This is a genomic window from Rothia sp. L_38, assembly GCF_050689125.1.
Taxonomy (GTDB): domain Bacteria; phylum Actinomycetota; class Actinomycetes; order Actinomycetales; family Micrococcaceae; genus Rothia.
The window spans coordinates 17160-30243 of the sequence record NZ_JBOEQD010000012.1; the positions used below are offsets into that span (position 1 = coordinate 17160).

At 60.5% G+C, this 13084-nt stretch carries 12 protein-coding genes; 4 read left to right on the forward strand and 8 right to left on the reverse strand.

What is annotated here, in order from left to right; genetic code table 11:
- Positions 1 to 5: 5 nt before the first annotated feature.
- On the reverse strand, positions 6 to 1136 hold the full coding sequence (gene dnaJ, locus ACRCJM_RS09570; RefSeq protein WP_431464732.1) for a molecular chaperone DnaJ: 1131 nt from the start codon (positions 1134 to 1136) through the stop codon (positions 6 to 8).
- Positions 1137 to 1182: 46 nt separating this feature from the next.
- A complete protein-coding gene (gene hrcA / locus ACRCJM_RS09575) occupies positions 1183 to 2175 on the reverse strand; it encodes a heat-inducible transcriptional repressor HrcA (protein ID WP_431464733.1) in 993 nt (330 codons plus the stop codon).
- A 176-nt stretch (positions 2176 to 2351) separates the two neighbouring features.
- On the opposite strand from hrcA, the gene ACRCJM_RS09580 reads away from it, so the two are divergent.
- Positions 2352 to 3209: a DUF3097 family protein gene (locus tag ACRCJM_RS09580; RefSeq protein WP_431464776.1), complete on the forward strand. Its 858-nt coding sequence runs from the start codon at positions 2352 to 2354 to the stop codon at positions 3207 to 3209.
- Between the two features lie 158 nt (positions 3210 to 3367).
- A complete protein-coding gene (locus ACRCJM_RS09585; protein ID WP_431464734.1) occupies positions 3368 to 3784 on the forward strand; it encodes a DUF4870 domain-containing protein in 417 nt (138 codons plus the stop codon).
- 88 nt (positions 3785 to 3872) lie between these two features.
- On the opposite strand, the gene hemW is transcribed toward ACRCJM_RS09585, so the two are convergent.
- Entirely contained in the window at positions 3873 to 5123 is a 1251-nt protein-coding gene (gene hemW, locus ACRCJM_RS09590; RefSeq protein ID WP_431464735.1) for a radical SAM family heme chaperone HemW, read from the reverse strand.
- Positions 5123 to 6979: a translation elongation factor 4 gene (gene lepA / locus ACRCJM_RS09595; RefSeq protein ID WP_377129370.1), complete on the reverse strand. Its 1857-nt coding sequence runs from the start codon at positions 6977 to 6979 to the stop codon at positions 5123 to 5125. Before lepA ends, hemW begins: the two co-directional genes overlap by 1 nt.
- 143 nt (positions 6980 to 7122) lie before the next feature.
- Between lepA and ACRCJM_RS09600 the strand changes: the two genes are divergently transcribed.
- Both ACRCJM_RS09600 and rpsT read left to right on the forward strand, forming a co-directional pair.
- Complete coding sequence (locus ACRCJM_RS09600) at positions 7123 to 7761, forward strand: type II toxin-antitoxin system PemK/MazF family toxin (RefSeq protein ID WP_431464736.1); 639 nt, start codon at positions 7123 to 7125, stop codon at positions 7759 to 7761.
- Positions 7762 to 8154: 393 nt separating this feature from the next.
- Complete coding sequence (rpsT, locus tag ACRCJM_RS09605; RefSeq protein ID WP_185172890.1) at positions 8155 to 8418, forward strand: 30S ribosomal protein S20; 264 nt, start codon at positions 8155 to 8157, stop codon at positions 8416 to 8418.
- A gap of 101 nt (positions 8419 to 8519) precedes the next feature.
- On the opposite strand, the gene holA is transcribed toward rpsT, so the two are convergent.
- The 4 genes from holA to ACRCJM_RS09625 are packed head-to-tail and all read right to left on the reverse strand — an operon-like array spanning position 8520 to position 12639.
- On the reverse strand, positions 8520 to 9527 hold the full coding sequence (holA, locus tag ACRCJM_RS09610) for a DNA polymerase III subunit delta (protein ID WP_431464737.1): 1008 nt from the start codon (positions 9525 to 9527) through the stop codon (positions 8520 to 8522).
- Between the two features lie 54 nt (positions 9528 to 9581).
- Positions 9582 to 10511, reverse strand: a complete 930-nt coding sequence (locus ACRCJM_RS09615; RefSeq protein ID WP_431464738.1) for a ComEC/Rec2 family competence protein — start codon at positions 10509 to 10511, stop codon at positions 9582 to 9584.
- A complete protein-coding gene (locus tag ACRCJM_RS09620; protein ID WP_431464739.1) occupies positions 10508 to 12100 on the reverse strand; it encodes a ComEC/Rec2 family competence protein in 1593 nt (530 codons plus the stop codon). Before ACRCJM_RS09620 ends, ACRCJM_RS09615 begins: the two co-directional genes overlap by 4 nt.
- A complete protein-coding gene (locus ACRCJM_RS09625) occupies positions 12097 to 12639 on the reverse strand; it encodes a helix-hairpin-helix domain-containing protein (RefSeq protein WP_431464740.1) in 543 nt (180 codons plus the stop codon). Before ACRCJM_RS09625 ends, ACRCJM_RS09620 begins: the two co-directional genes overlap by 4 nt.
- Positions 12640 to 13084: the final 445 nt, after the last annotated feature.

Genomic DNA, 13084 nt, shown 5'->3' on the forward strand with positions numbered 1-13084 from the left:
TCGTCCTATTTGAGGTGGTCTTTGAGGCGGGAGAAGAAGCCGCCCTGCTTATGGGTGACGGTTTCGCTGACCTGCAGGTCCTCGCCGCGAAGCTCGGAGAACTGCTTGAGCAGGTTCTTCTGTTCCTCGGTGAGGTCGGTGGGGGTGCGCACCTCAATCTGTACACGGATGTCGCCGCGGCCGCCGCCGCGCAGGTGGGTGACGCCCAGGTCCTTGAGGGTGACCACGTCACCTGACTGGGTTCCGGTGGGAATCTGTACCTGCTGGGGGCCGTCGAAGGTGTCGAGGGTGATGGTGGTGCCCAGGGCCGCTGCGGTCATGGACACACCGACGGTAGCTACCAGGTCATCGCCGTCCCGGCTGAAGGTGGGGTCGGGGTTGACGCGCAGCTCAACGTAGAGGTCGCCGTTGGGGCCGCCTGCGGTACCGGCTTCACCCTGGCCTGCCAGGCGGATGCGGGCGCCATTGGTGACGCCGGCGGGAATTTTGATGGTGAGGGGCTTGCGTTCCCGCACGCGGCCTTCGCCGTAGCATTCAGCGCAGGGGTGCTTGATGACGGTGCCGAACCCGCGGCAGGTGGGGCACTCAACGGGCTGCACGACGGTGCCCAGAATTGACTGGACCTGGCGCTGCATGTAGCCCTGGCCGTGGCAGGTGTCGCAGGTTTCGGGGTGGGTGCCCTCGGCGGTTCCTTCGCCCTTGCAGAGGTCACAGGTAACGGCGGTATCAACGGTGATGGGCTTGTTGGTGCCGAAGACGGCATCTTTGAGGTCGATCTTGACGTTGATGAGGGCGTCCTGGCCCTGGCGGACGCGGCTCTGGGGGCCGCGCGGGGCAGAGTTGAAGAAGGTATCGAAGATATCTTGGAAGCCGCCAAAGCCCCCGCCGAAGCCGCCTGCTCCTGCACCGAAGCCACCGGCGGTGCCGTTTTCGTTGCCGGTCTGGTCGTAGATGCGGCGCTTTTCGGGGTCAGAGAGCACATCGTGGGCGAGGGAGACGCGCTTGAACTCCTCGGCAGCTTCTTCCGAAGGGTTGATGTCGGGGTGCAACTGGCGGGCCTTCTTACGGTAGGCCTTCTTGATTTCTTCGGGGCTGGCATCGCGTGAGACGCCGAGGGTTTCGTAGTGACTGCTCACTGGTTCTCTCTTTCGATGGGCTGGTTTAAAGGGGGTAGGCGCAGGGCTAGGCCTGGCCCAAAATCTTGGATAGGTAGCGGGCTACGGCGTTGACCTTGGAGACGGTGCTGGTGTAGTCCATGCGGGTGGGGCCAACGACTCCCACGTGGGCAGCTCCCCCGGGCCCGTAGCTACTGGCGACGACCGAGGTTTCGGCTAGGGATTCGCTGCGGTTCTCAGAGCCGATACTCACGGCAAATCCGCGTTCATCGTGGTCTAGGTCGGTGAGTAATTTGAGTAGCACAACCTGCTCTTCTAGGGCATCGAGCACCGGGGCGATGCTGCCTCTAAAATCTACGGTCGAGGCGGCAAGGTAGGAGGTACCCGCAATCAGCACCTGAGAAGAGGCACCCTGGGCGGCGAGCAGGTGCAGGGCCTCGGTGAGGGTGCCGAGCAGGTTATTGCCGGGGGCGGACGCCGGTGCTGCGGCTATGCTGTCGAGCGTACGGTTGGCGTAGAGGTCAAGGAGCTGTTGGCGGGCTACTGCAAGCTCTTCGGGGCTGTGGGCAAGGGTGAGGGTGCGCTGGTTGACCTGGCCGGAGTCGGTAATAAGAATCAGCAGCACCGTGGTGCTGGAGAGGGAGACCAGCTCGATATGGCGCACGCTGGTAGCCGGGCCGGTGGGGTACTGCACCATAGCTACCTGGTGGGTGAGCGATGAGAGCAGACGCACGCTGGTCTTCATCATCTCATCAACGCTTTCGGCGCTATCGAGCAGGGTGTGAATTGCCCGTTTTTCAGCGTCAGAGAGGGGCTGTAGGGACGATATCTGGTCAACGAAAAGTCGGTAGCCCCGGTCGGTGGGCACTCGCCCGGCACTGGCATGAGGAGCCTGGATCAGGCCCTGCTCTTCGAGGGCTGCCATGTCGTTGCGCACGGTGGCGCTTGAGACCCCCAGCTGGTGCCGCTCGAGCAGGGTTTTAGACCCTACGGGCTCACGGGTGTGCACGTATTCTTCGACGATGGCTTGCAGAACTTGCAAGCGTCTCGGGTGGTTCACGGCACCTCCTGGGCTCATAGGTCTTCGCCTGGTGGGCGAAGAGGTCTGCGGGGCTAGATTAGCACTTGATGACCTTGAGTGCTAAGTTACCCGTTAACTCTAATACCACTGAACTAGAATCAGAACTCGGTACGCTGATGGCTAATGCGCTGGATGAGAGAGTGAGAGACACACCGATGGACTACCGCGATACCTGGGGTCAGGCTGACCTTACCTCCCACCATTCTGCCCTGCCCAAGGTACCTCTTGTCCCCGGCATGGTGCTAGAGGACGCCGCCACCGGCTTTGTGGGGGCGGCAGTGACCCTGCGGGCTACGGCGTCCGGCCCCCAGGTGGGCCTCGAAGACCGGCGGGGCCGTATCAAGTTCTTCCCCCTGGGCCCGGGGTTTTTGCTTGAGGGCCGCAGCATTGATCTGACCAAGCCTCAGCAGAAGCCTAAGACCGCTACACGGCAGGTTTCTCGGTCGGGGTCGGTTGCGGTGGAGAACGCTCCGGCACGGACGGCCAGGGCCAGCCGTATCTGGGTGGAGGGCGTGCACGATGCTGAGCTTATTGAGAAGGTCTGGGGCCACGACCTACGGGTTGAGGGTATCGTGGTGGAACCCCTGCACGGGGTCGACGATCTCGCCGCAGCCGTTGCAGGTTTTGGCCCGGCCTCCCACCGCAAACTCGGAATTCTGGTAGACCACCTGGTGGCAGGAAGTAAGGAAGAGCGAATCGCTCAAGAGGCCATGGCCGTGGCAGGTGCCCGCGATAACGTGCTGATTGTGGGCCACCCCTTTGTGGATATTTGGCAGGCCGTCAAGCCCCAGGTGCTGGGCGTGCAGGCCTGGCCCGAGGTCCCCCGCGGGGAAGACTGGAAGACCGGCATACTGCGGCGTTTCGGCCGGGCGGCAGAGACCCCCGAGGACGTCCGCGCCGGCTGGGATTCCATTCTCAAGAGGGTCAACTCCTACACCGACCTTGAACCAAGTCTCTTGGGGCCGGTAGAACACCTCATTGACTTCGTCACCCTTGACGGGCCAGCAGGCTAGAGCGGTTACAGCCGGTGTGACAAATATCGTCCTGCTCCCCCATAAATTCGTAGGCTTCACATATACCGCCCTCCCCTAGCTTTGACTAAAATTGTGTTTGATGGGATCACAGCCCGCACATCACTCATTCGCCCTTTCAACCTCAAAGAGAAGAATTCTTGAAGACCGCAACTGCACCTTCCTCGACCGCCTACAAGGGGTCATCTGCAACCGCTGCACACCTGTCTGTTAGCGCAGACCGAAATATCGCAACCGCTGCACACTTTGGGGGCGTGCTAGGTTGTATTCCCGCGGCCGTCATCTACTACCTCTACCGAGGCCGCGGCCCCTTCACCGAGCAGGAATCCCGTGAAGCTCTCGACTTCACCCTGCTGCCCACCCTGGTTCTGGCCGTCTCTATTATGCTCAGCAACATTCCGGCTATCGGCTGGCTCTTTGGCCTGATTGCTGCCCTGGCCTGGACCTACCTGGCTATCTCAGCTCTGATCGCCGGTGTAAAGGTAACCCGCGGCAACCCCTACCAGTACAAGGGCAATACCCGTCTTTTTAGCAAGCTCACTCGCCGCGGTAAGTAGGCACCCGGGTTGCTAAAACATGAAGGGGGCGGTCTGACTCAGCTGAGTCAGACCGCCCCCTTTCGTTTCCCCTGGTGGGGAAAAGCAGTTAGCTGTCAATATCGGGGAGGAGCTCCCTGGTCACCGCATCGCCCAGTAGGCGCCCCTGGAGGGTGAGCTGCACGCGTCCGCCCGCTCTTGCCTCGGGGTCAATCAAACCCTGCCCCTCAAGCCAGTTCAGGGACGCCTCAATTCGGGCAGCATCGCCACCCTCCAACAGGCGGGAAATGTCTAAGCCGTCAATAACCCTGACCTGTAGCATGATGTCCTCAAACCTGCGGGTCTGCTCCCCCAAAACCTCGCGGGCAGCAGCCGGGCTCTGGCCAGCCCGGACTCGGTTGGCATAGGGTACCGGGTGTTTGAGATTCCACCAGCGGGTGCCGTTCACATGAGAGTGGGCGCCGGGACCAATTCCCCACCAATCCTGGTTACGCCAGTAGGCATAGTTATGACGGGAACGATACTCCGGTGACTTGGCGTAGTTCGACACCTCATACCAGTGGTAGCCGGCCTCATTGAAAATCTGCTCAGCCAGCAGGTACATATCCGCCATGAGGTCCTCGTCGGGCATGGTGTAATCGCCCCGCCGAATCTGGGCAGCCAGCTTGGTACCCTCTTCAACGATGAGCGAATAGGCAGAAATATGGTCAGGGGCATACGATACCGCAGCCCGCACTGACTGCTCCCACTGGGCCAGGCTCTCCCCCGGCGACCCGTAAATCAGATCAACCGACACCTGAAGCCCAACCTCTTTAGCCCAGGCGAGCACCTTGGGAACATTCGCCGGAGTGTGGGTACGATCAAGCACCTCAAGCACCTCAGGTACCACCGACTGCATACCGAAGGACACCCGGGTAAAGCCACCGGCCTTCAGCGTCTCAAGATCCTCGCGGGTCACCGAGTCGGGGTTGGCCTCGGTCGTTACCTCAGCACCCTCTTCTACACCAAACAGCTCAACCGCTTCGCGCAGAATCTTCACAAGGTCAGTTGCAGGCAGCTTGGTGGGGGTGCCCCCGCCAAAAAAGACAGAGTAGAGCGGACGGTCAGCGACACCCGACTCGCGCAAAACCTGCCGGGCAAAGCGCAACTCGGCGATGGCGTCCTCGGCATAGGTACCCAAACCCACCCCGTTGCCGAAATCCTCGGTGGCGTAGGTATTGAAGTCGCAGTAGCCGCACCGTACCGAGCAAAAGGGCACGTGCACGTAGAGAGAAAAATCGCGCTCAACGCCGTGGACGGCAGAATCAACGGGGATTCTGCCGTCCAAAGGGGCTGGAGCGCCCAGGGGCTGGGCTGGCATTACTTCTTGCCCTTGTCCTTACCTTCTTCACCGGAAGACAGGGCAGCGATGAAGGCTTCCTGGGGAACCTCAACACGGCCCACCATCTTCATACGCTTCTTACCTTCCTTCTGCTTCTCCAGCAGCTTACGCTTACGCGAAATATCGCCACCGTAGCACTTAGAGAGAACGTCCTTACGCATAGCGCGAATATTCTCACGGGCAATAATGCGAGAGCCAATAGCAGCCTGAATCGGCACCTCGAACTGCTGACGAGGAATCAGTTCACGCAGCTTGCCGGTCATCATCACGCCGTAAGAGTAGGCCTTATCGCGGTGGGTAATAGCTGAGAAAGCGTCAACCTTCTCACCCTGCAGCAGAATATCGACCTTGACCAGATCGGCTTCTTCCTCACCGTCAAACTTCCAGTCCAGAGAAGCATAACCGCGGGTCTTGGACTTGAGCTGGTCGAAGAAGTCAAAGACAATTTCGGCCAGGGGCAGGCGGTAGCGCAGTTCCACGCGATCCTGGGAAAGGTAGTCCATGCCGCCCATGGTGCCGCGGCGGGACTGGCACAGCTCCATAATCGCGCCCACAAACTCGTTCGGGGCAATGATGGTGCAAGCTACCATCGGTTCGCGAATGGTAGCGACCTTACCCTCGGGGAACTCGGAGGGGTTAGTCACGCGCTGGGCGGTGCCGTCCTCAGCCACCACATCGTAGATAACGTTGGGGGCAGTAGAAATCAGGTCGAGGTTGAACTCGCGTTCCAGACGCTCACGCACAATTTCAAGGTGAAGCAGGCCCAGGAAGCCACAGCGGAAACCAAAGCCTAGAGCCGCAGAGGTCTCAGGCTCGAAAATCAGGGCGGCGTCGTTGAGCTGCAGCTTATCGAGGGCGTCACGCAGGGCCGGGTAGTCAGAGCCGTCAATCGGGAAGAGACCAGAGAAAACCATGGGCTTGGGGTCCTCGTAGCCACCCAGCTCTTCTGCGGCAGGCTTGTGGGCACCGGTAACGGTATCACCCACGCGGGACAGGCGGACGTCCTTCACACCGGTAATCAGGTAGCCCACCTCGCCCACGCCCAGGCCGTCGGTCGGCTTGGGCTCGGGAGAAATCACACCGATTTCCAGCAGGTCATGCTCGGCGCCGGTAGACATCATCTTAATCTTCTGGCGGGGTTCCAGCTTGCCGTCCACCACACGAACGTAGGTAACCACACCGCGGTAGGAGTCGTAGACAGAGTCAAAAATCATGGCGCGAGCGGGGGCATCAGCCTGGCCCTCGGGCGCGGGCAGCAGCTCAACGATGCGGTCCAGCAGCTCGGGTACGCCCTCACCGGTCTTACCCGAAACCCGCAGCACATCCTCAGGCTCAACGCCAATCAGGTTAGCCAGCTCCTCGGCATACTTATCGGGCTGGGCAGCCGGCAGGTCAATCTTGTTGAGCACCGGAATAATGGTCAGGTCATTTTCCATAGCCAGGTAGAGGTTAGCCAGGGTCTGAGCCTCAATACCCTGAGCAGCATCCACCAGCAGCAGGGCACCCTCACACGCAGCCAGAGAACGGGAGACCTCGTAGGTGAAGTCCACGTGACCGGGGGTATCAATCATGTTCAGGGCATAGTTGACGCCGTCCACCTCCCAGGGCATACGAACAGCCTGGGACTTAATAGTGATACCGCGCTCACGCTCGATATCCATGCGGTCAAGGTACTGGGCCTTCATCTCGCGCGGAGTAACCACACCGGTGGCCTGCAGCATGCGGTCAGCCAGGGTGGACTTACCGTGGTCAATATGCGCAATGATGCAGAAGTTACGGATAACGGAAGGGTCAGTGGCCGCCGGTTTGGGCGGGTTGGTCGCCAAGGGTGACACGTGTGTTGGGTCCTTTCACGACTCTCAGAAAGCTCATGGGAGCCTACCGGGTCTCTGACGGTAGAAATCAGTTAACCAGTTTCTCACATTTAGCCGGTGCGTGTCTGCTCGCGCGCCGATGAGCAGCGATTATTGTAGTGACCATGAAGATCAACATGCGAACCATCCAGCAGGCACTGAACATCGGCCAGCGCATCTACCGGGAATGGAACAAATACCAGAACCAGAAGAATAAGCAGCAGGGCACCGGTACCCGCCCCTCTGATGGCAGGAGCCAGGCAGGCACGCGCACCCGGCAGCATCCGGACGCCGGCAACGGCAATTTTGGTACTTTCGGCTCCGGCAGTAACCAGCAGGCCCCTGCCGGTCAGCCCACCGGAAGCTGGGAACAGGGCGGCTACCCCGGCGACTACTTCGGCTCGGTAGCCTTTGACTACTCCCCCGCTCTCGACGGCGACGCCGACCCCGGCGAGGTCGTCTGGGCCTGGGTCCCCTTCGAAGAGGACTACAGCCAGGGCAAGGACCGCCCTGTCCTGGTCATCGGACGTTCCGGTTCCTACCTTCTGGGACTGATGCTCACCAGCAAGGACCATTCCAACTCCCGCACCGCCGACCCCAACTACCTGGACATTGGTACAGGCGTATGGGACAAGGAAGGGCGCGACTCCGAAGTCAAACTCAACCGTGTCATCCAGCTCAACCCGAACGGTATCCGCCGTGAAGGAGCCATCATGGACCGGGCAACCTTCGACTTCATCGCCGAGGCCTACCGCCGTCGCTAAGAAACTTGCTCACAAGGGGTTACACAGGCTCGCGCTCGCTGCCGACCCTCTCGCTGGTTCGCTAGCTGGCTCGCAAGCTCGCCAGATTCGCGCCGAGATTTGTTTTCCTCGCGCGCTCGGAATCTCGGTGCTCATCACCAGCGATTCACGCCAGCCCCGAAGCCAGCAGCTTCGCTGCGAGCCTGCTCCACTCAACCTGACGTAGACTAAGAAAAATTGTTGCTTATATCTCTGCCCTAAGCTGGGGCGGAGCTGATAAAGTTAACCCTTGTGTGTCCGATGGTCATCGGGCACTGCTGACTGGTTGCCATAGGCATCCCCACGCCGCTCAGTCGATGACCGGTCAGCGCAGCCCTCACCGACCAATTAGACAAAAACAGAAAGTTTTTAATCGTGGCTAACATCAAGTCCCAGAAGAAGCGCATCCTCACCAACGAGAAGGCTCGTCTGCGCAACAACGCAATCAAGTCAGATCTCAAGACCTCCATCCGTAAGGTCAACGAGGCAGTTGAAGCTCAGAACGTTGAAGCAGCAACTGAAGCTCTTCGTGTTGCGAACCGCAAGCTGGACAAGGCTGTTTCTAAGGGTGTTCTGCACAAGAAGAACGCAGCTAACAAGAAGTCCGGTCTGACCGTTCTCGTCAACAAGCTTTCCTAAGTTCTATATTCCGGCCCCTCTAGCCGGCGTCTAAGAGCGAAGTGACACAAGGCCCCGCTCCCTTTCCTGGGAGCGGGGCCTTGTGCTTTCTTGCCCTGTCGCTAGTGGGTACGGGAGGCCTGGGAAATAGCCAGAACGGCTTTTTCTAGGGGGTAGAAAGAGTCAAGATTCTCGCCCTTGAGCTGGGCATCGGTATCGGCCAGCAGGGCCAGGACGCGGGCCAGGTCGGCAGGCGCATACCTGCGGGAATCCCGCTGGGCAGCTTCTACCTGCCAGGGAGCCATCTTAAGGTCGCCCGCCAGCTGGTTTGAGTTGCCACGCACCCCGTGCACTTTGGCAATGTTACGCATACGGGCGGCCAGAGCACCCAGGATGGGGATGGGGTCGCTTCCGGTATCGATTGTCTGGCGGAGCAGTTTAATGGCTTCCCTGCTGTTGCCCGCTACCGCAGCATCGCCTACTTTAAAGGCGGTGACCTCGGTGCGGCCGCCAAAGTAACGGTCGATGGTATCTACAGTGATGGTACCCGGCTCATCTGCAATAAGCTGGCGGGCAGCCGAGGCTAGTTCTGAGATATCACTGGTTGCTGCCGTGAGGGCTGCCGCTGCGGGCGGGTCAATAGAGCGCTGGGCTGAGCGGAACTCGTAAATGACGAAGTCCAGCCGGTCGCGTTCATTCTTAAGAGCCTTACACTCGACCACCGGGTAGGACTTATTAGCTTTGATGGTATCAATGAGCTTTTTACCCCTGTTACCGCCTGCGTGGTGCAGTATCATCAGGGTGGAGTCGTGGGGCGCAGCGGCATAGGCAAGGGCGTCCTGCAGGAAGGCATCGCTCATTGAGGCCACCTGGGTGACCTCAATAATTTTGGGTTCATCAAAAAGGGAGGGGCTGGCAAGGACGTCTAGCTGCCCGGCCCGGCAATCTTTGGCCGAAAGGCTGGTGAGTTCGTAGCTGCCGTGGGCCTCTTCAAAGAGCTGGCGGAGCCGCTGGGTGGCCCGGGAAGCAAAGTATTCTTCGGGGCCGTAGAGCAAAACGAGCGGAGCAAGCGGAACCGATCGCCAGCCGTTATCTGGACCAGCTGAGCGGGTGCGGGGTGTGCGTGCCATGTATCCTCCTTGGGTGCCTTTCTATCTTGTCAGATAAAGCGCTTTTGTGCAGGTTTAGCCCGAGGCGGTCACCTCAATCCCCCGGTCACTGGTGGTCAGCGCCAGATGCCCCGAAAGGTCAGTGCGGGCAGCGGGGATAGAACGTCGGTTCAGGAAGCTGAGAATACTCTCATGCGGGTGCCCATAACTGTTGCCTGCTCCCACAGGGATGAGGGCTAGGGAGGGGCTGGCTGCGATGATCAGGTCGGTTCCGCTGCCCGCCGAGCCGTGGTGGGCTATTTTAAGGACGTCGGCAGGCACCTGCCCCGCCGATTCGGCAAGAAGTCGGTGGGCGGCGTCCGCTTCAAGATCCCCCGTGGTGAGCACGGTCAGCGGCCTCTGGCCGGTCTCCCTGGCAGGCAGGGACCAGTGGATGACGAGGGAGGTGTTGTTAATCCAGCTAGAGGAGCCGGTTGCGCCGGGGATCCTCTGGGCCTGGGCCGGGGGCCAGAGCACCCGGCCCAGGGGTTGACCGGCTGCCTCGTGCTGCCCTGCGGTAACAGACTCTGAGGGGAAAGCCGAGCCCGTAGAAAGCCGATAGGCAGCTGTTCCTTGCGTGACCGGGGTCTGCTGCCCCTGTCTGCTGTAATGGGGTGACGTCACCAGCGTCGGCTGGGCGAAGTCATTTTGAACCTGTTGTAGTGCCCCATCGTGGTCGCTATGGGCGTGGGTTATGAGCACAGCTTCCAGCTGGTCTACCCCGGCCCAGTCGAGGCAGGACTTGAGGGCCGAGTAATCGTCGCCGGTATCAAGAAGGTAGGCCGATCGCTGGCCGGTACGGATCAGATGAGCATCTCCTTGGCCTACATCGCAGGTAATCCACTGCCAGTGGGCAGGGGCCTGGTGTGCAGCCGGCCAACGGTCGTGCAGCAGGAATACCGCTAGACCTATCACGAGCACTATGAGGGCAAGATCGACCAGGCTTTTGTTTCTCCTGCGGTTCACGGTCTGCCCCCTAGCAGTCGAGGCAAGCGAGCTGCGGGCAGGGTGTTGAGTGACCTGTCCGCTAAGAGAACCATCCAGCTGATACCTACAACGGCCAGCAGGGTCAACCCTAGAGTAAGAGGTGAAAGCGCAAGAGGTAGCTGGCTTGCAGGTAGCTTGTAGCACCAGGCAGCAACCGCTAGCAGCCCCTGGGTAAGAAAGCCACCGAGGTTCATGAGGGCATCGAGCAGGGGTTGGGCTAGCCCCAGGGCGTAGCCGATGAGGGCAAGTAACCCCAGCACGGTAATGGGCGCTACCAAAGGGGCGGCCAGAAGGTTAGCTAGGACCGTATAGGGGTAGATGGACTCAGAAAGTATCAGGATAACCGGCGCGCACCAGAGGCTAGCTGCACAGGGTAGGGCTACCAGATCAGCAAACAGAAGGGGCAGCGCTCTACTGATGAGACGCGAGATAGCCGGTGCCAGTATCAGGAGGGAAGCTGTAGCCACGACCGAGAGAATAAAGCCATAGTGGGTGGCAAGGGGTGGCGCTGCCAGAAGAAGAGCCATCACGCAGGTCGAGAGGAAAGCCAGACGATAGGCTCCGTGGCCAAGAATCAGACCTAGAGCTCCCAGCAGCCCCATTACCCAGGCTCTGAGTACAGAACCGTCAAGCCCTACCAGCACGACGTAGGTCGATGACGCGGCTACTCCGACTGCTATAAGGGCAGGACGATGGGGCCACAGCGGGTAGAGCAGACGGTAGGCGACGACAAAAATCAGAGTAATGTTGGCCCCCGAAACAGCTGTCAGGTGCGTTAGACCGGCCACCCGCAAAGATGAAAGAGCCGGTGCAGGCAGTGAAGAATCATCGCCGTAGGCCATACCCAGGAGCAGGCCAGCCCGTTCGGCGCCCAGGTGGTCCACTACCCTATCGCGCAACCCGCTCTTAAGTTCGAAGAGAGGGGCTACAGAAGCCGGTTGCTCCAGCAGGCTCACAGCTCCCTGCAACCGGTAGTAGGTTCCGCTGACCTTCAACTCCCCCACCGCGCTGACAGTGCTCCCCGGAATAAAAAGTTTATCTGTATAGACGCTGAGCGGTACCCGCTGGGCCCAGGCCCTTGAAGCCTGCCTTATCTCCACGGTTTCTACCTGCAACCTATACCCACCCGTTGGAGCAGGCCGGGCCTCAGTTACTTCAGCCGTCACTCGTATTCCCTGCCCGTTCAGAGCCTGCATCAGCTCCCACTGCTGAGGGTAGCCTCGGGCCTGAAGGGCAACAGTCTGTAAGGCAGCGAGTAGGCAGATGAGAGCCAGGGTATGCGACACAAAGACCGGTGCATGGGCCAGTGAACCTTTCACTTTCGCAATACTTTTCCGAACTAAAAGCTGGGCGCCGCACCAGGAGCCCAGAGCAAGGCAAGCGAGCAGGGCCCCAGCCCAGAGCGCCCACCGGGATCCGGCAAGAATCCACAGGGCGGTAAAACACCAGAGCCCCACAGCAGGTGCCACAAGACGGGCATCGGTCAGACGCGGTTGCACCCGCCGATGTTCGGCCCGTTCAGCCTGTGCCTGCTGCCAGCTCCGACCAACAGCCAGAACCCTTTTCATACCGTCACCAGCGGGCGGAGAGCTTCAAGAGTGGCTGGCCCAATGCCCGAAACCTGGTCCAGCTCATCCACCGAGCTGAAACCCCCGTACTGCTCCCGCCAGCTAATAATCGATGCAGCCAGCACCGGGCCGACCTTCGGCAGGGTCTGAAGTTCCTCAGCGCTTGCCGTATTGATATTCACTAGCCCGGCGGCGTCCGCACCCCGGTCTGTACCGAGACCCGTACCCGCTAAACTATGAGCGGCCTCAGCGCCACCCACCGAACTAGGTGGTGCCTCGCCCTGCACCGGAATATAGACCTGGCTCCCGTCACTAGCAGGGGCTGCCAGGTTAATCGCCGATGTATCAGCATCGCCCCTGAGCCCACCGGCAGCTGTAACCGCATCGTTCACCCGGCTTCCAGAATCCAGCTCGTAGACTCCCGGAGTCTGCACCGCGCCGGCAACATGAACCACCACAGGCGCACCTCCCCCATGAGCGGCAACTGAAGTAGCGGCCGCCCCGGTGCTCAGCCCCTGACCAGCCTCATCACCTGGCACCGGGCTACCCCCATCAGCAGGTACCACAGCACCCCCAGAAGGAGCCACAGGAACCGCCGACACAGACGAGCCGCCACCAGAAAACACCACAGGCCACAGAGCAACAAGACCCAAGACAAGAGCAAGAATCACCAAAGCACCCGTAGGCACCCGCCATCGGGTCACCGAAGCCTGCGGACCAAGACCGGGAGCCTCCGAACCGGAAGACGCCAAAGCACGCTCAAGAAGCGCCCGATGGCGGGGGCTCCGGGAGGCGCTCGCAGGAGCAGGGCCGTGGCGCCTGCTGCGCAGGAGATAATCAGTCTGACCCGGCTGACCTGCATGGGCATCGGCAGGTTCAACCGAAACAGACGGTAGGGTATCAGCGGGGTACCTAGAGTTCTGAGACATGGCCCCAGGCTAAGAGCTTCCGAGCGGCTAGGCCAAGGCCGACGGCACCTGTGGA